Below are 21,634 nucleotides of genomic sequence, written 5' to 3' on the forward strand. Positions count from 1 at the left end.
ATGTTGATTCACCGCAATGCTGCGCCTTTGCCGCCAACACTGTCTCGTCTTGCGCGCGCCCGATTACGCCGACACTTTAATCGGCCGGGTGTTCTGCCTCTCTGACACGATCGTCTTCGTCGCTTTCGCCATCGGTGCTCTCCATCTTCATCGTCAAAAACGCGTCTGCAGCGCAGCCTGATCTGCAGCTCGTTGACAGCGAGGAGTCCCAGTGCGCCGTGCAGCTTTCCGCGCTCAGCGACGGCGTGGCGCTCCTGCACGATGGCAGCAGCATAGCCGTCGCGGCGCAATTTTCCATCGGTCTGACGGAGCCACGTCACAGGCAATTTTGCGCGATCGCGCCGTCCCTTCGGACACCGCCTCGCAGGCAAGATAGCGTGCGTTCCGTCGTCTTGGATCTGCACCGGTCCTCATCCGCTGACAGCGGAGCTCCATCAATTCGCGCGTCGTCCGCGACGCCTGTTCGTTGTTGCCGGGCTGTTGCTACGGTTCATGCCAGCGCTCCCAGTAGCCTGCGGTCCTTGCGCTTGGCATGCGCGGCCGCATCAGTGGCCCTGACGGCCTGATCGCCGCAATACGCCGTGCCGTCGCACCACATCGCGTGCATGATCACCGCGAGTTTGCGCGCCACCGCGACCACCGCCTTGCGGTGTCCAGACCGCTTCGCAACCGCCAGTCCCCAGGTCTTCACCTTGTCGCGACGCTTGAAGCGCGTCAGCAGCGCGCTCGCTGCCTCGTGGAGTGTGCGCCGCACGTCGGAGTCGCCCGCCTTGCTGATCGGCCCCTGCACATCGATCGAGGTGCCCGACTGCCAGCGCCGCGACGTCAGGCCAAAATACGCCGCGACGTCGCGTGAACGCCTAAATCGCGATGGATCATCGATCGCCGTCATGAAGCTCAGCGCGGCGATCGGCCCGACGCCTGGAATCTGCATGAAGCGCCGGCACAGCTCGTGTCCGGCGACCAGCTTGACGACCAGGCGGTGCAGCCGACAGTACTCCTTCCACAGCGCCGCGCGGGCGTTCAGCATGGCATCGATCAGCTCGCTGATCAGCGCGTCGCCGGCCACCGCGTCGCGCACGGCCTGCGCAAAGGCGCCGCGGCCGACGCGGTTGAGCCGGATCCCAAACGCCTTCAAGGAGTGCCGGATCGCGTTCTCGAGATCGAGGAATTTGCGCTTGAGATTGCGTCGATGCGTCAGCAGCAGGCGCAGCCGGTAGCACGGCGCGGTCTTGATGTGCGCGCGCCGGAACCAGCCAGTGCGCATGATGTGCGCGATCCCGAGCGCGTCCGCACGGTCGGTCTTGTTGCGCTGCGCATGCAGCGCGGCGCGCACGTGCTGGGTCTCCAGACAGATCGCCGGCAGGCCGAGACGGAGCAATTCTGGGTGCAGCCACGGCGACAGCGCGCCGGCCTCGTGGCCGACCCGCCGCAGCCGCCCGAGATACGGCGACAGTGCGCCCTTGATCGTGTCCGGGTCGGTCATCACCGCGACCTCCAGCAGCACGCCGCCCTTGTCGTCGACCACACAGATCGCGGTCTGATCCATGCCGACATCCAGTCCGCAGAAGAACTCCATGGCGCGCCTCCTGTGTTGGCGAGAGCGCTCATTCTGCACAGCCGCCACTGCCGCGTCAGCAGCGGGACGGTCAGGCCGATTACGGACGGCAGGGAGTAATCGGGCAATCGGGCGGTAAGCGTCCGGTCCCTGCACACCTTCCCCCTCGTGTGTTATCGTTCCATTTCGAGTTCTCTGCTGCTGTGGAGAATCTCCGGTGGGATCCAAATATTTCGAGAACGGAGCGCGCCGCGAATGGTGGTCGCTGCACATCGAAGCGTGGCGTCGCAGCGGTCTCGGGATCCGTAAATACTGCCAGCAACAACGTCTGACTGAGAACACTCTGCGCCGTTGGCTGAAGCGGCTGGCCGGCGACGAGACTGCGCTCAAGCTCGAGAAATATCAGACGGAATTGCGCCGTGAGCGCGCCCGGGAAGAGCGAGAAAAGGCGCTCCGAAAGCAGAAGCAGCGCAGGTTCACGATCACCTCGGATGTACGCAATCGAGCGTCCCAGGCGTTCTGGGCGATGCATGTCGAGGCGCTGAATTGGAGCGGAATGGAGCTCCGCGCTTACGCCGCGGCGATGTAGCCGTCGCCGCATTCGCTGCGCAAATGGCGCGACCGACTGGCCACCGGGGAGGTCACGATCAACTGGCGCACGCATCTTCATCCCTCCGCCCGTCCAGCCGTTAGCACTAGTGCTAGGAACTCACAGCCAGAACGCCGCTTGACAGCCGCCGAGATCGGCGATCCGGCCGCGCCCAAAATGCCGGCCCGCCGCTTCTTCAGCGACGAGGAGAAGCTCGCGATTGCCAGGGAAACCGAGCTATCGGGCGCCAAGGTTTCTGCCGTCAGCGCCTGGTGCGCGACATTGCCGCTGCGATCGACCATCGCGACACCGAGATCGAACGGCTCAAATCCATCATCAAACAGCTGCAGAGAATGCAGTTCGGCCGCAGCTCCGAACGCATCGATCCCGACCAGCTTGCACTCGGTCTGGAGGATCTCGACAGCGACATCGGGCGCGTCGAAGAAGCGCAACCGAAGGTCACACCGGAACCCAAATTTCCGCTGCGTCGTCGTGCGCTGCCCGATCATCTGCCACGCGAAGACGTTCTGCTTGACGTACAAGACCGGGTCTGCGGCTGCTGTGGCGGTGCTCTCCATTTGATCGGTGAGAGCGTCGGCGAAATGCTGGATCGGGTCCCGGCGCAGCTTCGCGTCGTGCGCCGAGCAGACCCAAATACGCCTGCCGCGCCTGCAACAAGGTCGTGCAAGCCGGCGCGCCGGAGCGATTGATCGCTGGCGGTCCGGCGACGCCGACGCTGCTCGCGCACGTGTTGATCAGCAAATACTGCGATCACCTTCCGCTCTATCGGCAGTCGCAGATCTTCGACCGTCATGGCGTTGATCTCTGCCGCTCGACGCTCGCCGGCTGCGTTGGCGGCGCATGCTGGTGGCTCGAGGCCTCGCACGAACGGCTTTGCAAGAACGTGTTCGTTCTTTGCTGATGACACGCCGATCTCGGTGCTTGATCCTGGCCGCGAACGAACCAAGACGGGACGGCTTTGGGTGTACGCCCGCGAGCAACGGCCGTGGGGCGGCCCCGAACCTCTTGCCGCCATCTACCTGTTCGCACCCGGCCGCAAGGCCGAACGACCAATCGCACATCTTGCCGCCTTCAAGGACATCCTGCATGTCGACGGATACGCCGGCTTCGAGCAGCTGGCCGACAAGGAGGGCAATACGCTCGCGGCATGTTGGAGCCACTCGCGACGTAAGTTCTACGACGTGGCAGAAGCCACAGCATCGCCTGTGGCCACAGAAGCCCTGCGTCGGATCGGCGAGCTCTATGCCATCGAGGCGCGCATCCGCGGCCAATCGCCTAACTACCGTCTTGCCGAACGCAGGACGTTCTCCAAGCCGATCGTCAACGCGCTGAACGTCTGGCTCGATGCCCGGCCCCGCCTGGTCTCCGGCCGCAGCACGCTTGCCGAAGCAATCCGCTATGCGCTCTCGCGCTGGCACGGACTGACCCGCTTCCTGAACGATGGCCGCGTCGAGATACCAATCCGGTCGAGCGCGCGATCCGCCCGGTCACGCTGGGCCGCAAGAACCACCCCTTCGCTGGCAGCGACGGTGGCGGGCATCGCTGGGCGGTCGTCAGCTCGCTGAGCACGACATGCAAGCTGAACGACGTCGAGCCCTACGCCTATCCGCGAGACATCCTGCAGCGGATGATCGACGGACACCCCGTCAACCGCCTCGACGAGTTGCTGCCGTGGAGCTGGAAGCTGACTGATCATGTCAAGACCTGAGGCATGTGCAACGGCCGGACGCTTGCTCCCCCTCTTCCTCATGTAGCCCTTCGATGCAATCAACCACTCAGATCATTGCACTCCAGCTGCCAATAGAGTTGCAGCTAACACGCGGCCGCTCGACCGTCAGCGTGAGAGCCCATCGCGATCAGCCGTCGCGACCTTCGCCATTGATGAGCACAGTTCGCCCTCTGGCTTGCACCAGTGGCGCCTACGGCGTGAAAAATCCCTTTGCTTCTCTTCCCTGAGTCTTCGCTTGATTTCTCGCTTTCTTGCCCACCTTCTGATCCAACGCCATCTCAAACGCCAATGCATCGGCCCGGCAATCGGCGAGTCGACAAGGTCTCTGTAAAGCTTGCGAGATCGCTGATATCCGATTGCGGAAATTCGTGCAGTCCCCCTTGCAGACAAATACACGGAACTGCTTTCACGGCTGTGCGTCGACGAGTATCTCTCGGCAATGCCGCTACAGACCGGCTGCAGTTGGTGCCGGTGTCGATCGTCCCCAATCCGGGGCCGCTAGGCCAAGAGACCCCGCCCTCCAAGGGCCAAGATTGGAGCCATCTACAACGGTCGAATGCGGCGCTGCGAAGGGTTCGCAGTCGACGCAAGCCTGATCAAGGCGGATGCCAATCGGCAGAAGGGCATCGAAGGCGACAAGGGACTTCCACCGCCGTGCGCTCCCGCCAGCGCGCCGCCAGGTCGGAGGGCGACACGAGAGATCCTGGCACCGAAGGCCAGCGCAAGAGCGGCCGATGACGGCATTTAGATTTCGGGCGCTCACTTCTTGAACACCAAACCGCACGGCTTAGGGAGGTGAATCTTGCATGCCAGATGACATGGGTCACTCACGTAGGATGCACAGCGAGACGGATGCAATTTATGAGGTTCTCTCGGCTGACCGGCTTGCCAAGAACACAAACGGCCCCCGCTTTCATAGCTCGTGCTCGGGTCTGATCGTCCGCGAACGCCGAGATGACGATAACCGGAATCTTGAAGCCCGTCCTGGCGAGACGGCTCTGCAGCTCAAGCCCAGATATGCCTCCCAGCCTGACATCGGTGATCAGGCAAGTCGTCGCATCGAGCCGCCCGCGAGATAGGAACTCTTCTGCCGACGAAAATCCGTCCACCTCGAAACCCGAAGCGTCGAGCAAATCCTGCAATGCCTCCAGAACCGTCGGGTCGTCATCCACGCACGAGATCAAAGTTGGTTCGGTCACGAGCGTTTCCTTCAAAACTTCGGCAGGCCACCGGGCAAGCCGCCTTCAACGATAGCCTGATCGAGAGAATCGATAGGCGCGACACCGGCCACTACCGGGATTTGAACAATGAACTTGGTGCCGCCGGAGTGCCTCGGCTCGGCCCACAGACGTCCACCATGTATCTCGACGATCGATCTGCAGATCGCCAAGCCCATACCCATGCCGTCCGGCTTCGTGGTGAAGAAGGCGTCAAAAATTTTGCCCGAACTGACCGGGTCGAGACCCCGACCCGTGTCTTCTACGCTGACCATCAGATTTCCCGCGATATCCCGCGTCTCGATCCGCAGCAATCTGGTTTTGCCGCTGACATCGACCATTGCGTCGATCGCATTCGCGACAAGGTTGAGCACGACCTGCTGAAACTGGCCGCGATCACCGACTACGCCAACGGCCCCCCGAAGGTCGACGTCCAAAATTATGCCTTCCTTGCGGATTCTGCCCTGCGTCAGGTCGATGACCTCACGGATTGCGCGGTAAGGGTCGAACTCAAGGTTTTCAGAGGGGGCATTCTTGAGCAGCGCGCGAATGCTCTTGATCACTTCGCTTGCCCGGTGGCCGTCTCGTACGACGCGCTGCGCGGCTGCGCGCGCCTTTTCGACTTCGGGTGGGCTTTTCTCGAGCCGAAGCAGGCAGGTTTCGCCGCTCGCGACGATCGCCATCAAGGGCTGATTGAGCTCGTGTGCGACGGAAGCTGCGAATTCGCCCATCGTCATGCGCCGGGCGATATTCTCCAGATCCGCCTGGGCCTTTCGCAAGGCCTCATCCGTCCGCCGTTGCTCCGTCAGATCCTTGCAGATCGATGCCGTTCCCCGTCTTTCTCCGGTCCTGCTGTCGACGATATAGAATAAATTCTGCAAGACGGGAATCGGCGCATTCGTCTTGAAATGTCTCAGATTCCTTTCTCCGGTCCACCGGCCGTCTCGCTCCAGGGCCGGGAGAATCTCTCTCGAATATCTGTCGTCTTCGTCGGCCGGCCTCAGGTCGCTGATCTGAACTCTGGAGACGTCGGCATCCAGTTCGATACCCACCATGCGCCTTCCACCCGCGTTGATGTATCCATCACGCCCCTTTGTCGGCAGATAGCCTATGAAGTCGCTGCTGTTTTCGACCACCGAGACCAGCATCTGCATCTGGTCGTGAGATGCCTGGAGACGGTCCTGGGTGGTCTTGAGATCGGCATACAAGCGGGCGTTCTCGAGTGCGTTGGCGGCTTGCGAGGCCAATGCGCGAAGTACCGCGGTGCGTTCCGGCGTGAACGCGTGCGTCGTCAGGCGGTTTTCCAGGTATAACGCCCCGACCAGATTCGATTGCTTCGTCAGAGGGAGGCACATCAACGCGCGAATGCGCTCGCCGCGAATGTAGGCGTCGGCGGCGAATTGACCCTCCATGGCGTCGTCCAACAGGACAGTCTGCTGAGTCCTCAGGACATAGCGCAGGATCGGCTGGCAAAATTCGCTCGGAGAGGAAGTCTCGCTCCGAAGCTCGACCCTTACGACCCCGCCCACAACTCGGGCCTCCGCCTCGATTCGCGCATCCGCGCTGCCCGACAGGATCAATAGCCCCCGGTCGGCGCCGGCATGTTCGAGGGCGATTGCCATGATGCGCTCGATCAGGCGATCGAGAACGATCTCGCCCGAGACCGCAAGCGACGTCTTCATGATCGCCGCCAAGTCAAGATGCTCCGGCGTATGGCCGGATCGCGCCTCCTCGGCAGATTGTCGCTTTGTCGCGTCCAGATCGAGCTCTTCGAGCTGCCGAACCTTCGGCATTGCGCCCCATTGCTGGTAGCACGCCCGGGCCCTCCTCAAATATCCCTCCGCCGCGGTGTCGGCTCCCAATGCCCGATAGAATTTACCGGCCAGCTCGGCGGCGATCGCCTCGTTCTGAACGAAGCCGTTCTCATGAGCAGACCGGATGGCGACCTCGTACAAATTGATCGCCTCACCCGCTTTTCCGCGAAGGCGCGCGACTTCGGCGGCCAGCAGCGCCTCGCGGTGTGCCTGGTTTTCCTGGCACCCTTTCGACCACCTCGCGATCCGCTGCCGATGCGTCTCGATTGCCTCAAGGTAATCTTGACGCATAGACGACGGGATTTCTTGGCAGGCGGCGGCCAGCGCGAGAGCGCCAAAGAAATGGTATTCTCCGATCTCCAGAAAGTGCTCGGTCGACCAGACCAGGTCTTTAGCGTTCCGCGCCGCCGCGAGGGCCTCCGGAATTTGCCCTGCCATGAAATGCTGCTGCAGCTTGCAGATGTGATATCTAGCCGCTCCGACGGCGGAACGGGCGTCGGCCTGCATCAGGCGCCGCTCGAACGCGACTTCGCCGCCGTCCGCCTCAGGAAACAGACCGACATCGGTCCGTTCGCCGCGAAGCGAACGAACGAGAAGCAATTGTGCGACGAGAGAGTCGATCGCGAGTCCGAATTTCGCGCCCCGCATCGACGACAGCGACGCTTCGAGCTCCCATTCAACTTCCGCAAGGGGAGTTCCCGAGGCCAACAGATTGGCCACAAGGCTCCTGACGCTGTAGGCCGCGTACGTCAGGTCGCCCGAAGCGTAAGCCTCTTCGACGGCGCGTTTGAGCATCTCCCGGCCAGACGAATAAGGCCGCGCCCAAGGAAGCACGAGAGCTCCGAAGAAGGTATGGACTTTGGCCTTGAAGCGATCCAAGCCGCGCTTGTCCACCAGGTCGCAGCCGAGCTGGCCGAATCTCAATGCCGCTTCATAATCGTCTTGACGCAATCCCAACACGATGCTGAGCAGCGCGTAGGCGCAAGCGGAAGCGTCGCAATTGCCGTGCACCAGACTGAGATTGGTCATCCGAATGACCGCCAGATAGAAGAGGTTGTTGTCGGTAAAGGAAGCCGGAGCGAGGAAGTCCGTAAGCACGTCGATCGTCGCGAGCAGTTCGGCTTCTTGCAGCAGAGGGAGATCGATCATCGCCTCGATCGTCCGCTCGCCCAGCAGACGCCACATGCTCGACAGTTCCCGGTCCACTTCCTCGTCCGGGGGATGGGAAGACCATTCCAAGCCGGCTTGGCGCAGGTATTCGAGGCCTACGGCGATCGCGCGATCCATCCTGTCGGTGGTGGTGTACAGGGTCATGCGCAAGCGAGTGACCGCTGCCCGATCGACCGCTGACAGGGCGGCGTCCGCGAGACGGTCCAATCGCGCCTCCGCCTCCTCGTGAGTGCCCGTCAGCAACTCGCATTCCGCCCGGTTCAATTCGAGTTCCAAGCTCAGTCGGTAGCTTTGCGGCCCGGGTTCGGTCACTTGAAGCGCCAGCGCTCCTGCAGCGAAGTATTGCAATGCTGCTGCATAGGCGGTGGATGCTTTGGCACGAGCCCCCGCCGTCAGGTTGAAGCGGGCGACCTGCTCCCGCTCCAAAGGCGTTTCAATGAGGTGTATGGAACGATTGTACTGCTCCACGATATCGAAGATCTGCTCGTCGACTTCCTTCGCCGGAAGTGTTTGCGCGAGCACTCTCGCCGTCCGGAGATGCTGATCGGCGCGCTCATCGTCGGGAATCCACGAATAGGCAGCTTCTTGAATCCGATCGTGGGCAAAGGAGTATTCGTCGGCACTCGCAGACACGAGCTCCAGACGGACCCCCTCCCAAAGCGCCTTTTCAAGCGCTTCGCGCGTCTCTCCGTAGAGCGCGGCTAGGGTAGCCGTACGCGCGCCGTTGCCGACGCAGGCCAAGTGCTTCAAGGCCTTCTGCACGTGACTGGGCAGCCGATTCAAACGTGCCACCATGAGGTCCACGACATTGTCGGTGAACTTCCTGCGCGCGATCTGTTCGATGTCCCACGTCCAACCCTCCTTCTCGGTCGCGAACACGAGCAATCCATCGTGCTCCAGCGAGGTGAGGAACTGGATGACAAAAAAGGGATTGCCTCCGGTTTTCGCGTGCACCAACTGCGCCAACGGCCGTGCGCGGTCCAGACGGCACCGCAACGCGCCGGCTACCAACTCGGTAAGCTCTCCGAGCGAGAGGTTTGCCAGCGAGAGGCGGTGCAGCGAGACCTTCGATTCCTGGATATCCGCAAGCGTCGTCATCAGAGGATGCCCGGAGCCGACTTCTTCGTCCCGATAAGCACCCACGAGAAGCAGGTGCCCCGATTCGTTGCGCTTGCAGAGGTTTCTGAGCAGGTCGAGGGTGTCCGGATCGCTCCAATGGAGATCGTCGAAAAAGATGACTAGAGGACGCTCGGATCGCGCGAAGGCGCCGATCAACCGGCCGATCAATGTCTGGAAGCGGAGCCGTGCGTCGTCCGGCGACAGTTCCGGGGCTTGTGGTTGCCTACCGATGACGAGCTCGAGCTGAGGGACGAGGCTGACGATGGATTGTGCGCTTTGGCCGAGAGCCTCCATCAGCCGGTCCCGCCAGCGCAACAATTCGTCGTCGTTTTCACCCAGGACGCCCTGGACAAGGTCCCGCAGCGCCTGCGTCAGAGCGGCGTACGGAACATCGCGCTTATACTGGTCGAACTTGACCCGCGCGAAGGATCCCCGGCGGGCCGCGATGGCTCGGTTTAGCTCGTTCACGGCCGACGATTTACCGACGCCTGCACCGCCCGACACCAGGATCATTTCTGTCGAGCCGCCATTGGCGACCCTCGCGAAGGCGTTGAGCAGAAAATCGAGGTCTGATTTCCGACCGTAGAGCCGTTCGGGAATGAGAAGACGATCCAAACCATCGTTCTCACCGGGCGAAAAGGCCTCGATCCTCTGGTGGGTCTGCCAATCGTCTTGGCAACGCCGCAAGTCGGCGAGAACGCCAGAAGCGGTCTGGTATCGGTCCTCGGCGTTCTTGGCGAGGAGCTTCATAATGACGTCGCCGACAGGGGCGGGCACGCCATCCATCTGGGCCTCAGGTCGGAGGGGCTGTCGTGCGATATGACAGTGCATCCATTCGACGGCGTCGGCCGCCTCGAACGGAAGTCGTCCCGTGAGCATCTCGTAAAGGGTGACACCCATGGAGTACAGATCGCTCCGGACATCGATCGACCGGTTCATCCGACCCGTCTGTTCCGGGGCCATATAGGCGAACGTGCCCGCGTATGCGTCGATCGAGGGGACGACTTGTCGCTCGCGCGTCAAACGCGAAGCGATACCGAAGCCCATGACGCGAACGATATCCTTTTCGTCCACCAGCAGGCTTCCGGGATTGATGTTCTTATGGATGATGCCGGCTAGGTGTATTTGCCGAAGCGCTTCCGCCAGGCTCACCGACATCCGAAGAAAAGCCGAGATTCCGAGAGCATGGCCGACCCTGTCCTTGAGAGGCATTCCGCCGGGGTCGTCGAGAATGAGTGCCGGTCCTCCCTCGCCACGAGCCAAGTCGATGGGACGCACCGCCCAGGCGGCATCGAGGTCGCCGGCGATGGAGAACTCGTTCTCCAGCCGCTGCATCAAGCCGAGATTGTGCCCGGTGCTGCCGGGCTTCCGAACCAGAACTTGGCGACCATCCGAGGACCGGCGCCCCCTCAACAGCGTAAAATCGTCATCTTCTCCAATGATTTGAAGTACATGGACGGAAAGGCCACTTGGGGCCGCTCCGTCTGGTTCCGCTTCGTCGACCGACTCGGCGCAACCTTTCTGGCAGCGGAACTGCATAACGAGCTTTCCTGCGACGATGACCTTGTGAAGGAGTACCAAGAGACCCCGGCCGGCTCTATGGCACCAAGGTATCGGTGGCGTTGCTGCGCTTCGATGTTTGTTGCTCCCGAGCCCCTGAAAGCACATAATGCCGCTTGCAGGATCAATGACGATCGGACGCATCATGGCTCGCAAGGCCGTCGAACATCGTGTCTTTTGGAAAGCCAGACGACGCGGTCTGTGGCCTGATGAGCTAGGGACCGCTTGCTTCGTCAGCGGAATCGAAGTCCAAAGGGAAGAGACATGACGACATCAAGCGCGGTTGACGCGGGCTCCTTGGTGCTCCCCTCCAGATCTAAGGTTTTCGTAGTCGACGATGATCCATCCGTTCGAGAGTCTCTCGAAGAGCTGATCAGCACCAGAGGCTGGGAAACGGAGACGTTTGCCACGGCGCAAGAGTTCCTCTCTCGGCCACAGGACTTCGTTCCGAGCTGCCTGGTGCTCGACGTAAGTCTCCCGGGGCTCAGTGGTCTGGAGCTTCAGAATCACCTGGTAAGCCAAGGCATCAGCATTCCCATCATCTTCATCACGGGCCACGGCGACGTACCCATGACCGTCAAAGCGATGAAGGCCGGCGCGATGGAGTTTCTGACCAAGCCGTTCGGTCACGGAGAGCTATTCGGAGCGATCGAACTCGCCCTCGCGCGCAGCCATTCCGCCATAGGTGGCGACGCGGAATTGCGCGAATTGCATGAACGCCATGGCTCGCTCAGTCGACGCGAGCAGGAAGTGATGGCGTTGGTGGTCAAGGGCTTGTTGAACAAGCAAGTAGGCTACGAGCTCGGGATCAGCGAGATCACCGTGAAGGCTCACCGAGGCAAGATGATGCGGAAAATGAGAGCGCGATCCTTGGCGGACCTCGTGATCATGGGCGCCAAGCTACGGCAGGCGAAGTCGCAGAACTAGGCTTCATCGTAGCCTGCGACTTAGGCCTTAGCGACGGAGACTCGAGGGTAGAACCGGCCAGCAGGGCTCACGGCGCGCCGAAGCGTTTCCAGACACCGAGGCGAAGACATACCGCCTCAGCTAGATCTGGGCGGATCCGCCGTCGACGAACAGTTCGCTGCCCGTCACAAAGCTGCTGTCGTCCGAAGCCAGGAAGACGGCGGCCAAGGCAACCTCGTTGGCATCTCCGAGCCTTCTTAGCGGTGTCGTCGCCTCCAGCCCCTTGATCATGTCGGTGTGCACATCGTCCGAAGGCGCAAGCCCGTGCAATCCAGGAGTAGACGTCGCGCCAGGCACCAGCACGTTGACGCGGATCGCACGGTCGGCCAGATCCAGAACCCACGTACGCGCGAAATTTCTTATGGCCGCCTTGCTGGCGCTGTACACGCTGAAAGCAGGAGTGCCCTTCGTGCCGGTCGTCGACCCGGTCAAAATGATCGACGCGCCATCGCGCAGGAAAGGTAGGGCCTTCTGAACGGTGAAGAGCGTGCCCCGTACGTTGATGGAGAATATGCGATCGAAGTGTTGTTCGGTGATGGCGCCTATCGGCGCGAAGTCTCCGACGCCGGCATTGGCGAACAACACGTCGATGGTGCCGGCTTCAGCGGCGACGGTTTCATAGAGCGTGTCCAGGTCGCTGAGCTTCGAGATGTCAGCCTGGATGCCTCGAGCCCCGCTACCGATGACCGATGTCGCTTCGTCGAGCTCCTTCCTGCGCCGTGCAGTGATGAAAACGCGTGCTCCTTCAAGAGCAAACTGCTTGGCGGTCGCCAATCCGATGCCGCTATTGCCGCCCGTTATCACGGCAACCTTGCCAGTCAATCTTCCCATGGTCTTCTCCTTTTGAAACTCGTGCATTTTGCGGTAGTCGGCGAACGAGCGCAGTCCACCGCTTACCCCTTCAATCTCAGACGCACCTGCACGTCACGACGACCGATGTTCCCGTCGGTCCGGACCTGACGACCATTTCGCCGCCCATCGCGTGCACCAACTGATCCAGAATCCGCGAGCCCGCGCCCCCCAAGGCGATGCCCATTCCCCGTCCATCGTCCGATACGATGCAGACCAGGGAGGCGCCGTCTTCGAGGATACTTACGCGAACAGTGCCGCTGTCTCGCTCGCCGAAGGCGTGGCGGGCGGCATTCGTCACGAGTTCCGCGATGACCAGCCCCAACCTCTCGCAGCGTTCGGCCGGCATATCACCGGCTTCCGTGACCAGCTCGCACCTGACGCCCATCGGCCTGAGTAGTGCCTCGGAAAGGGACCTGCACAATTGCTCCATGTAGTCGGAAAGCGAGATCTTTCCTTGGAGTCCACCGACGACCAGAGACCTGTGCAGCATTCCGAACGCCGCGATCCTGGCTTCGCAACGCTCGAAAGAGCGCCGGGTCTCAGCGGAGACCGAACCGGCGAATTCGCGCCGAAGAGCGAATGCAAGGACCATCATAGTGTTGGCGAAACGATGATTGGTCTCCCGCAGGAGCACCATCTCATCGTAGTTCGGCGGCAAAGCCAGGCTTTGCCTGGCGGTGCCCATCTCCAAATTCATTGACATCCCATCCTCCGACAAGGTCGCCTCCTTGAAAGGCTTCTGGCTGATCGGTCGTGGAGCAGGCCACGACGATCGACGTACTGCGTCATTACTGCCGAGCGAATTGCTCCGAATCCATTGCACGATGGTATCGGCGCGGCGCTCGTCGTTCGTTTTTCAAAATCGAACGGCATCGACCAATCCGAAGGTATCACCGACACCTTCGTGCAATAGATCATCGCCGGACGTCCGATCATCTTCGCATCGTCGGTCGCACAATCGCAGCGATCGAGAACGATAGTCGGAGATCGACGATGCGCGTTGCCATTCAGAGTTTAGATCGCCCCAAATGGGACGCATCTTCGCGAGAATCGAACATTCCGTGCGAAGTTGGTCCCGGCACGTCGTTCTTTGCGTTCGAGCACGGCGACTTCGAGATCAGCATCATAAGCGACGGATACCTCGAGATCCCGGAAGAGATTTTCGTGCCCTCAATGGCGCTTAGGGAGCAGAGTGAGGTCGTCCAGCGTCTCGACACGGCGGGAGAGATCGTCCGCGCGCCGACTAATGTCCCCGTGCTGCGCTATCGTGACGAAGTGATCCTGTTCGATGTCGGTGGCGGCCAGAGATACCAGGCAACCGACGGTCGGCTCGTCGATAATCTGCAGGCCGCCGGCTTCCATCCGGCCGCGGTCACCAAAGTGGTCTTCACGCACGCGCATCCGGATCACACGGGCGCCACTCTCGCCTCGGACGGCTCGCTCCTGTTTCCGAACGCCGCTTACTTCGTCGGCGCGACGGAGTGGGACTACTGGATGGATCCGGACTTCTTCAGCAAGGCCCCCGAGGGAATTCACGATTTCGGCAGGGGCGCGCAGCGTGATCTGAGCGCCGTCCGGGACCGGGCGGTCATGCTCAAGCCCGGGGACGACGTGATCAGCGGCATACGTGCGATCGACACCGCCGGTCATACGCCCGGGCACCTGTCATTCGAGCTCGCAGGGGACGTCGGGCTCATCATCGCTGCGGACGCGGCGACCAGTGAGATCGTCGGGGTCGAGCACCCCGACTGGCACTTCGGTTACGACAGCGTTCCCGAACTAGCCGTCCGGAACAGGCGGCGGCTGCTCGATCGGGCATCGACCGACAAGACAAAGCTTCTGGGATTCCACTGGGCCTATCCAGGGCTTGGGTTCGTCGAGGCCCGCGGCAATTCCTACCGCTACGTCCCCATCGCATGAGCCAAGCAGCACAGGAGTATTCGACATGACACATCCGAACAACCGGACGATCGGGTCGCATCTTGCCTCCCGTCGCAGCGTCCTGATCGGGGGAGTGGCCGGAGCATCGGCGCTGGCGCTGATTGGACCTGCGCCGCTCGCGGCTCGGCCGCGAGAGATCCATTCAGTTCACCGCCACGCGGGGCGCGCCATCAAGACGAAGGACGGCACCGAGATCTTCTACAAGGATTGGGGACGGGGTCCGACCGTGATCTTCAGTCACGGGTGGCCGCTCAATGCGGACGCCTGGGACGACCAGATGTTCTTCATGGCTTCGCATGGCTTCCGTTGCATCGCGTACGACCGGCGCGGGCATGGTCGATCGGGCCAACCATGGAGCGGAAATGACTACGACACGTTCGCCAGCGACCTGGCCGATCTCATCGACTCGCTGCGCCTCGAGCAGGTCACCCTGGTTGGGCACTCGGCGGGCGGCGGCGACATCGCACGCTACATCGGTCGGTTCGGAACGGGTCGTGTCGCGAAAGCGGTGCTGGTCTCGGCCATCCCGCCTTTGATGCTGAAGACTTCCGCCAACCCGGGTGGCGTGCCGATCGAGGTGTTCGACAACATCCGGTCGGCCGTCGTCACCGACCGCGCTCAATTCTACCGAGATCTCGGCGAAGGGCCATTCTATGGGGCTAACAGGCCGGGCTCGAAGGTCTCGCAAGGGGCCAGGGACGCATTTTGGCTCAGCTGTATGCAGGTCGGACTGCGGGCGTCTTACGAGGGCATCAAGGCTTTCTCTGAGACCGATTTCACGAGCGACCTGAAGAGGTTCGACGTTCCGACGCTCATCGTCCATGGCGAGGACGATCAAAACGTTCCGATCGCAACCTCGGCCCTGCTCTCATCGAAGATGATCGGAAAGGCGAGCCTGAAGATCTATCCGGGCGCGCCGCATGGGCTGACGCTCACCCACAAGGACCAGTTCAACGGCGATCTCCTCGGCTTCATGAAGGATATGAGCTGAGGGAACGCCGACTACACCCCGCAACCCAAACGAGGACGACGACGATGAGCACGATCACGACCAAAGACGGCACGACGATCCACTACAAGGACTGGGGCAAGGGCCAGCCGATCACCTTCTCGCACGGATGGCCGCTCAACGCGGATGCGTGGGACGACCAGATGCTCTTCCTGGCTTCCCACGGCTTTCGCTGCATCGCTCACGACCGCCGAGGGCACGGCCGCTCGGGACAATCGTGGGAAGGCAACAATCTCGACACCTACGCCGATGATCTGGCCGAGCTCATGGATGCGCTCGATCTCAAGCAGACCATCATGATCGGCCACTCGACGGGGGGCGGCGAGGTGACCCGCTATATCGGCCGTCATGGGACGAAGCGCGTCGCCAAGGCCGTGCTGGTGTCCGCCATCCCGCCGTTGATGCTCAAGACGCCGAATAATCCGGGAGGACTGCCGATCGAGGTGTTCGATCAGATCCGTGACGGCGTGAAGGGCGACCGATCGCAGTATTACCAGGACCTCAGCCTTCCGTTCTACGGCGCGAACCGCCCCGATTCGAAGGTGTCGCGCGGCATCAAGGACAGTTTCTGGCTGTGGTCGATGCAGGCCGGAGAAAAAGGTGCGTACGACTGCATCAAGGCTTTTTCGGAAACGGATCTTACGGCCGACCTCAAGAAGATCGACGTCCCGACCTTGGTGCTGCATGGCGACGACGATCAGATCGTCCCGATCGCGGATTCGGCGCTGCTGTCCTCGAAGCTCATCAAGAGCGCGACCTTGAAGGTCTATCCCGGTGCGCCGCATGGGCTCTTCGCTACGCACAAGGACCAGCTGAACAGCGATCTGCTGGCGTTCATTCAGGGCTGAAGCCCCTCAAGCGACAGCGACGGGCGAACCGGCCCGCCGCTGAAGACCGCAAGATCGCGGTCGACAGGAAATCTTGGCTGCAAGATGCAAGCGAGGACGATCATGGAACACCGGACTCAGAAGACCATGTCCCGGCGCGGGTTCTGCCTGTGCTGCTTGGGCGGCGCTGCGATGGCGGCGGGCGGATGGTTGACGCCGCGGCAGGCGTTCGCCGAGGCGAGAGGCATCGTCAGCCTCATCAAGGATAGCGCGGCGACATCGCCGATCGTCATCCACAAGGTGCGCGGCAACATTAGTGTTCTCGAGGGATCCGGCGGCAACATCGCCGTACTCACCGGGAAGGACGGCAAATTGCTGATCGATGCCGGCATCGGCGTGTCGCGACCGCAGTTGACCAAGGCCCTCGCAACCGTCGGCGACGCACCCATCACGCACTTGGTCAACTCCCATTGGCATTTCGACCACACAGACGGCAATACCTGGCTGAACGAGAGCGGTGCTCGGATCATCGCCCACGAAAACACACGCAAACATCTCGCGGAGCTCCAGCGCGTCGAAGACTGGGACTACAATTTTCCTCCGATGCCGGAGGGCGGCGTTCCGACTGAGGTGTTCGCGACGGAAAGGACCTTGAAGCTCAATGGCGCCTCCATTCTGCTGAAATACTACGGGCGCGCGCATACCGACAGCGACATCTGCACCATCTTCGGCGAGGCCGACGTCATTCATGCCGCGGATACCTTCTGGAGCGACATCTACCCGTTCATCGACTATTCGACTGGGGGCAACATCGATGGAATGATCGCCGCATCCGATGCCAATCTCGCGTTGGCGACAAAGGACACGATCATCATCACCGGCCACGGGAGACCCGTTAGCAACCGCGCCGAACTGCAGGATTGGCGAGACATGCTCGTAGCGATCCGCGATGCGGTCGCCAGACTCAAGAAGAAGGGAATGTCCCGCGACGAGGTTGTCGCGGCGAAGCCAACGGCCGCCTACGACGACCGTTACGGCCAGTTCCTCATAGATCCGAGCTTCTTCACCAGGCTCGTATACCACGGCGTGTAGAACGCCTGCGACGAAGTCAGTCCATAGAGCTTTCTTCCGCAATGCGTTTTCGAAAAGGCCGACGTGTAGCCACTGGAGGGTGGAGCTTTGGCCGATTGGTAGACGGCGAGCCAGTGGGCAGAGCTCAGTACGAGACCTGTTTCGGCTGTGACCGGGCCAACGTGAAGGAGCACGACTTCGTCTTCACGAGGCACGCACCATGACACCCGCGAACTCCGAAGGAAAATGCGTCATGACACCGGAAAGCCAGACCAACTCGCACGACGAACTCAACCCGACAGCGATGTCGGCTGGTAGCTGGACCATCGTGATCGTGCTCCTGCTGCTGCTTGCCGCGACCCTGGTCGTCGCAGTCATCGGCTGGTCGTCAGGAAGCGGGGCCGACGTTCCGGCTTCGGGGTATGTCGCGCTCGCTCTCGGGGTCTTGTTCTCCTTGGCCGTCGGGTTCGGCCTCATGGGACTTCTCTTCTACAGCAGCCGCAGAGGATACGACGAACCGCCCTCGCTGCTGCTTGCGGAAGAGCCAGACGACAACGAGAGCGTTGGAACGGAAATGGGCACCATGGCACCAGAACTCGACGTCATCGCGGCAAGCGCCACGATAAAGCCGTCGGCCGCCAAGGAGAGGGAATGATCATGATCCCGGCCTACAGCGATCATGCGGCCGACGAGCGAACCTTCCTCGCGTGGGTCCGGACCGGAATTGCCATCATGTCGTTCGGCATCCTGGTGGAGAAATTCGACCTGTTCATTCGGACGCTTGCGATTTCCGAAACCACCGACGTCCTGCGCAGAGCGCAACTGGACCGAATATCCAGTCATCTGGGTCCCCACGAGAGCATCGCCCTCATCGCCGCCGGGGTCGCGCTTATAGCGATCCAGACACTGCGCTTCGCACGTAACAGCCATCTGCTGGGCGACACCGAACGGCATGCGCTGAGGGCTGCTCGGACGGGTTCTGTCGTTTCTGCGCTGCTCATTCTGCTCGTCGCGGCCGTCGCGACCTACCAGGTCTTCGACTGACCCGCTGACAAGAGAAAACTCATCCACCTTGAGGGAGACTCTGGCAATGCCGGAAGATTATAGAGACGAGGTGCTCTCACGCCGATGGTTCTTGACGGCGACGGCCGGGGCTGCCGGAGCGGCCATCGCTGGTGCCGCCTCGGCTGAAACGTTGGCCGACGTGCCCGATCGCGGCCCCGGCGCCGATCTGAGCGCGCATAGCGAACGCTCCCGTTTCGTGAAGCTCGACCGTATCCCGGAGTCTACACCCGGCAAGCGGAACGTCGACCCCAGCGACGCCATCAATTCCAAGACGCCCCACCAGAAACTGGTCGGGAACATCACGCCCACGGATCTGCACTACGAGCGCAGCCACTCGGGCGTGCCCGACATCGATCCGGCGCAGCACCGCCTGCTGATCCATGGCATGGTCGGCGAGCCGCTGGTGTTCAGCGTCGACGATCTCAAGCGCATGCCGTCGGTCACGCGCATCGTCTTTATCGAATGCACTGGCAATGGCTGGGAAAACTGGAAGAAGGCCGATTCCGACGTAACCGTGCAGAACACTCACGGTCTCGTCAGTACCAACGAATGGACCGGCGTACCCCTGAAGTTCCTGATCGACCTCGTCGCCAAGGACAAGGGAGCCACCTGGATGCTGGCGGAGGGCGGCGACGGCGCCGGGGTCGACCGCAGCATCCCGCTGACCGACGAGATCATGAACGAGGCGTTCGTCGCCTATGGCCAGAATGGCGAACCGCTGCGCCCGGCGCACGGCTTTCCGATGCGCCTGCTGATGCCGGGCTTCGAGGGCAATCTCAACATCAAATGGTTGCGCCGCCTCAAGTTCGGTGCGGCGCCGTGGATGACCCGCTGGGAGACGGCGCGATACACGCAACTCCTGGCCGACGGCAAGGCGCGGCAGTTCCAGCTGCGGATGGAAACCAACTCCGTCATCACGCAACCGTCGGGAATGATGCAGATCAAGCCCGGCTACAACCGAATCTCCGGACTCGCCTGGAGCGGCCACGGCAAGATCGCCAAGGTTGATATCTCGACCGACGGCGCCACGTCGTGGAGGCAGGCGGAATTGGCCCTGCCGGTGCTGTCTAAGGCGCAAGTGCGGTTCCAGATGGACTGGGTCTGGGACGGCAAGCCGACCAAAATCGTGAGCCGCTCGACCGACGAGAACGGCAACGTCCAGCCTGACCGCGCATCCTTCATCGCCGCAACGGGGACCAACGCGCTGTTTCACTACAACGCCCAGCAGACCTGGAGCATCGACGAGGCCGGGAGGGTTCGCAATGTCCTCGCATAAAAAACTCCTTGGCATCGGGATCCTAGCCGTCGGTCTGCTCACAGCCCCCGCGCTTGCCTTAGATTTCGGCCGTCCGGCCACGCCGCAGGAGATCAAGCTATGGGACATTGATGTCAGTCCCGACGGAAAGGGCCTGCCTGACGGCAGCGGCACTGCCGTGCAGGGCAAGCAGATCTTTGCCGACAATTGCGCGGCCTGTCATGGCGAGAACGGCCAGGGTGGGATCAAGGATCGTCTCGCTGGCGGACAGGGAACGCTCGCCTCCAACATGCCGGTTAAGACGGTCGGCAGCTTCTGGCCCTATGCAACGACGTTGTTCGACTACATCCATCGCGCGATGCCCTATCCGACGCCGGGCTCGCTCAGCACCGATGAGACCTATGCCGTCACCGCCTACATTCTGAGTCTCAACGGCATCGTTCCGGCGGATGGCAAGGTCGACAGGGACTCGTTACCGAAAATAAAAATGCCCAATCGCGACGGATTCGTCCCGGATCCCGAGTTCGATCTGCGCAAGAAAAGGAAATGACGATGGCCCGGAAGAGCATGCGATGGCTGAGGGCCGTCGTGATCGCCTGGTCGATAGTGGCCCTATATTCGATAGGTATGGCAGGAGAGACTGAGATGGCTACCGAAGGATTGACGACGTTGAAGAGTGCGCATGGCGCGTCGGAGACAATGGAACGACTAAAGGACGCTGTTCGCTCCAAGGGCATGACGATCTTCGCCCAGATCGACCACGCGGCGGGGGCGAAGGAGGTCGGAATGTCGTTGCGGCCTACAGATTTGCTCATTTTCGGTAGCCCGAAAGGTGGCACGCCGCTCATGCAATTCGTTCAAACCATCGGAATCGATCTACCCCTCAAGGCGCTGGTCTGGCAAGACGAGGCGGGAGTCACTTGGGTATCCTACAATACTCCGGCTTGGTCGGCGGAGAGACACCGAGCGAATGCACCGGAGGCGGTGCGAGCAATGAGCGCCGCCATCGAGGCAGTTGTCTCGGCAGCGACTTCGGCGAGCTCGGCTCGTTGAGTCGAGTTCGTGAGATGGCTGACATTTTGGAGACGCGGCTGACGTCAGCTTATCAAGAGCCGGAATATCAAAGAAAACTGCTCGGGTCACCTCGTAGAGGGCGGATACGCGTGCATCTCGATCAAACCAATAAGGAAAAGTCGCATGTCTTTCGCACTCAACTTTTTGAACAGGCGAGCTGCCCTAGGCTTATTGGGCCAAGCGGCGCTATTTACGGCCGCGAGAAATGCAGGGGCGACGGGCAATCAGGAAATTGATGCCGATTTCGAACTATTCAAGAAGAGGGTCGCGGCCGCGCCGCGCCAACGAAACTTCGGTTCAGTGCCCTTGGTGGTTACCTCTGGTGAGCAGTGGGACCACGAGGCAGCAGACCTTCTACTCGCCTATCGCAACCGAGCTCGGCAGGTCTGGGAGTGCACCGAACTCGGCGCGCCGTGGCTCAACCTCATGAGAGAAGCGCTCAATGGGCAGATTTGCACACGGAAATCCTGGATTCCTAGCAGCAGCTGCTGTTCACGGATCGGCACACCTGGCACTTTTTGACCAAACTGCGTGGGAGACACACGGATTGGGACGGCTTACGGGAGGCGTCGCCACGACAAATTCCTACTTCGAATCGAGGAGGAAAGTGTCTCGGGCGGATAATTTGCAGGATCCGATGGGATTCTATGGTTCGGAAAACAACAACTTCTCGACGTTGCAGGACGGAGGCATCGTTTTCATCGCGTGCCACGACTCAATCCATGCCATTGCCCGCAATCTCAACCGTTTAGACCGCGGAAATATAGCCGACGCGGACTCACTGCAGCCGACCTGAC

Annotated in this window: 17 protein-coding genes and 1 pseudogene; 13 read left to right on the plus strand and 5 right to left on the minus strand. The window is 61.4% G+C overall.

The features are described 5' to 3' along the window. Nucleotides 1–490: 490 nt before the first annotated feature. Nucleotides 491–1,579 (minus strand): IS110 family transposase, encoded by a 1,089-nt coding sequence (locus ACQR1H_RS32280; protein ID WP_434908745.1) that lies wholly within the window; start codon nucleotides 1,577–1,579, stop codon nucleotides 491–493. A 196-nt stretch (nucleotides 1,580–1,775) separates the two neighbouring features. Here ACQR1H_RS32280 and tnpA point away from each other — a divergent pair, with 196 nt between their 5' ends. Next, a complete protein-coding gene (tnpA, locus tag ACQR1H_RS32285) occupies nucleotides 1,776–2,147 on the plus strand; it encodes an IS66 family insertion sequence element accessory protein TnpA (protein ID WP_434908746.1) in 372 nt (123 codons plus the stop codon). A 239-nt stretch (nucleotides 2,148–2,386) separates the two neighbouring features. Further along, nucleotides 2,387–3,876 (plus strand): annotated as a pseudogene (gene tnpC, locus ACQR1H_RS32290) (IS66 family transposase). A gap of 848 nt (nucleotides 3,877–4,724) precedes the next feature. Here tnpC and ACQR1H_RS32295 read toward each other — a convergent pair. Then, nucleotides 4,725–5,096, minus strand: coding sequence for a response regulator transcription factor (locus tag ACQR1H_RS32295; RefSeq protein WP_434908747.1), 372 nt, complete (start codon nucleotides 5,094–5,096; stop codon nucleotides 4,725–4,727). A gap of 11 nt (nucleotides 5,097–5,107) precedes the next feature. Next, nucleotides 5,108–10,756, minus strand: coding sequence for a trifunctional serine/threonine-protein kinase/ATP-binding protein/sensor histidine kinase (locus tag ACQR1H_RS32300; RefSeq protein ID WP_434908748.1), 5,649 nt, complete (start codon nucleotides 10,754–10,756; stop codon nucleotides 5,108–5,110). A gap of 285 nt (nucleotides 10,757–11,041) precedes the next feature. On the opposite strand from ACQR1H_RS32300, the gene ACQR1H_RS32305 reads away from it, so the two are divergent. After that, nucleotides 11,042–11,704, plus strand: a complete 663-nt coding sequence (locus ACQR1H_RS32305; RefSeq protein WP_434908749.1) for a response regulator transcription factor — start codon at nucleotides 11,042–11,044, stop codon at nucleotides 11,702–11,704. A gap of 120 nt (nucleotides 11,705–11,824) precedes the next feature. Here the strand turns inward: ACQR1H_RS32305 and ACQR1H_RS32310 are convergent, their stop codons facing one another. Then, entirely contained in the window at nucleotides 11,825–12,574 is a 750-nt protein-coding gene (locus ACQR1H_RS32310; RefSeq protein ID WP_434908750.1) for an SDR family oxidoreductase, read from the minus strand. A gap of 76 nt (nucleotides 12,575–12,650) precedes the next feature. After that, nucleotides 12,651–13,292, minus strand: coding sequence for a sensor histidine kinase (locus ACQR1H_RS32315; RefSeq protein ID WP_434908751.1), 642 nt, complete (start codon nucleotides 13,290–13,292; stop codon nucleotides 12,651–12,653). A 296-nt stretch (nucleotides 13,293–13,588) separates the two neighbouring features. Between ACQR1H_RS32315 and ACQR1H_RS32320 the strand changes: the two genes are divergently transcribed. From ACQR1H_RS32320 to ACQR1H_RS32365, 10 genes are all read left to right on the plus strand, one after another. Beyond that, nucleotides 13,589–14,515 carry an MBL fold metallo-hydrolase gene (locus tag ACQR1H_RS32320; RefSeq protein WP_434908752.1) on the plus strand — a complete coding sequence of 309 codons (927 nt, stop codon included), beginning with the start codon at nucleotides 13,589–13,591 and terminating at the stop codon, nucleotides 14,513–14,515. A gap of 25 nt (nucleotides 14,516–14,540) precedes the next feature. Beyond that, nucleotides 14,541–15,527 (plus strand): alpha/beta fold hydrolase, encoded by a 987-nt coding sequence (locus ACQR1H_RS32325; protein ID WP_434908773.1) that lies wholly within the window; start codon nucleotides 14,541–14,543, stop codon nucleotides 15,525–15,527. Between the two features lie 44 nt (nucleotides 15,528–15,571). Further along, nucleotides 15,572–16,393 carry an alpha/beta fold hydrolase gene (locus ACQR1H_RS32330; RefSeq protein WP_434908753.1) on the plus strand — a complete coding sequence of 274 codons (822 nt, stop codon included), beginning with the start codon at nucleotides 15,572–15,574 and terminating at the stop codon, nucleotides 16,391–16,393. A gap of 102 nt (nucleotides 16,394–16,495) precedes the next feature. After that, nucleotides 16,496–17,464: an MBL fold metallo-hydrolase gene (locus ACQR1H_RS32335; protein ID WP_434908754.1), complete on the plus strand. Its 969-nt coding sequence runs from the start codon at nucleotides 16,496–16,498 to the stop codon at nucleotides 17,462–17,464. Nucleotides 17,465–17,696: 232 nt separating this feature from the next. Continuing rightward, on the plus strand, nucleotides 17,697–18,098 hold the full coding sequence (locus tag ACQR1H_RS32340) for a hypothetical protein (RefSeq protein ID WP_434908755.1): 402 nt from the start codon (nucleotides 17,697–17,699) through the stop codon (nucleotides 18,096–18,098). Further along, complete coding sequence (locus tag ACQR1H_RS32345; RefSeq protein WP_434908756.1) at nucleotides 18,095–18,487, plus strand: YidH family protein; 393 nt, start codon at nucleotides 18,095–18,097, stop codon at nucleotides 18,485–18,487. The genes ACQR1H_RS32340 and ACQR1H_RS32345 overlap by 4 nt, the downstream gene beginning before the upstream one ends. Before the next feature lie 46 nt (nucleotides 18,488–18,533). Beyond that, nucleotides 18,534–19,784 carry a sulfite dehydrogenase gene (gene soxC, locus ACQR1H_RS32350; RefSeq protein ID WP_434908757.1) on the plus strand — a complete coding sequence of 417 codons (1,251 nt, stop codon included), beginning with the start codon at nucleotides 18,534–18,536 and terminating at the stop codon, nucleotides 19,782–19,784. Then, nucleotides 19,771–20,313 (plus strand): c-type cytochrome, encoded by a 543-nt coding sequence (locus ACQR1H_RS32355; RefSeq protein WP_434908758.1) that lies wholly within the window; start codon nucleotides 19,771–19,773, stop codon nucleotides 20,311–20,313. Before soxC ends, ACQR1H_RS32355 begins: the two co-directional genes overlap by 14 nt. 95 nt (nucleotides 20,314–20,408) lie before the next feature. Then, complete coding sequence (locus ACQR1H_RS32360) at nucleotides 20,409–20,816, plus strand: DUF302 domain-containing protein (RefSeq protein ID WP_434908759.1); 408 nt, start codon at nucleotides 20,409–20,411, stop codon at nucleotides 20,814–20,816. A gap of 144 nt (nucleotides 20,817–20,960) precedes the next feature. Next, the gene (locus ACQR1H_RS32365; protein WP_434908760.1) at nucleotides 20,961–21,359 is read left to right on the plus strand and encodes a hypothetical protein; all 399 of its coding nucleotides are present in this window, start codon (nucleotides 20,961–20,963) and stop codon (nucleotides 21,357–21,359) included. The last annotated feature ends 275 nt before the right edge of the window (nucleotides 21,360–21,634 follow it).

The organism is Bradyrhizobium sp. HKCCYLRH2015 (genome assembly GCF_051168215.1).
Classification (GTDB): Bacteria; Pseudomonadota; Alphaproteobacteria; order Rhizobiales; family Xanthobacteraceae; genus Bradyrhizobium.

Excerpts from the sequence above, each read along its gene's own strand:
- ACQR1H_RS32340 (WP_434908755.1), top strand. The coding sequence starts at position 17,697 with ATGACACCGGAAAGCCAGACCAACTCGCACGACGAACTCAACCCGACA.
- ACQR1H_RS32330 (WP_434908753.1), top strand. The coding sequence starts at position 15,572 with ATGAGCACGATCACGACCAAAGACGGCACGACGATCCACTACAAGGAC.
- ACQR1H_RS32315 (WP_434908751.1), bottom strand. The coding sequence starts at position 13,292 with ATGAATTTGGAGATGGGCACCGCCAGGCAAAGCCTGGCTTTGCCGCCG.
- ACQR1H_RS32300 (WP_434908748.1), bottom strand. The coding sequence starts at position 10,756 with ATGCAGTTCCGCTGCCAGAAAGGTTGCGCCGAGTCGGTCGACGAAGCG.
- soxC (WP_434908757.1), top strand. The coding sequence starts at position 18,534 with ATGCCGGAAGATTATAGAGACGAGGTGCTCTCACGCCGATGGTTCTTG.
- ACQR1H_RS32310 (WP_434908750.1), bottom strand. The coding sequence starts at position 12,574 with ATGGGAAGATTGACTGGCAAGGTTGCCGTGATAACGGGCGGCAATAGC.
- ACQR1H_RS32325 (WP_434908773.1), top strand. The coding sequence starts at position 14,541 with ATGACACATCCGAACAACCGGACGATCGGGTCGCATCTTGCCTCCCGT.
- ACQR1H_RS32335 (WP_434908754.1), top strand. The coding sequence starts at position 16,496 with ATGGAACACCGGACTCAGAAGACCATGTCCCGGCGCGGGTTCTGCCTG.
- ACQR1H_RS32305 (WP_434908749.1), top strand. The coding sequence starts at position 11,042 with ATGACGACATCAAGCGCGGTTGACGCGGGCTCCTTGGTGCTCCCCTCC.
- ACQR1H_RS32320 (WP_434908752.1), top strand. The coding sequence starts at position 13,589 with ATGCGCGTTGCCATTCAGAGTTTAGATCGCCCCAAATGGGACGCATCT.
- ACQR1H_RS32365 (WP_434908760.1), top strand. The coding sequence starts at position 20,961 with ATGTCTTTCGCACTCAACTTTTTGAACAGGCGAGCTGCCCTAGGCTTA.
- ACQR1H_RS32360 (WP_434908759.1), top strand. The coding sequence starts at position 20,409 with ATGGCTACCGAAGGATTGACGACGTTGAAGAGTGCGCATGGCGCGTCG.
- ACQR1H_RS32280 (WP_434908745.1), bottom strand. The coding sequence starts at position 1,579 with ATGGAGTTCTTCTGCGGACTGGATGTCGGCATGGATCAGACCGCGATC.
- ACQR1H_RS32345 (WP_434908756.1), top strand. The coding sequence starts at position 18,095 with ATGATCATGATCCCGGCCTACAGCGATCATGCGGCCGACGAGCGAACC.
- ACQR1H_RS32355 (WP_434908758.1), top strand. The coding sequence starts at position 19,771 with ATGTCCTCGCATAAAAAACTCCTTGGCATCGGGATCCTAGCCGTCGGT.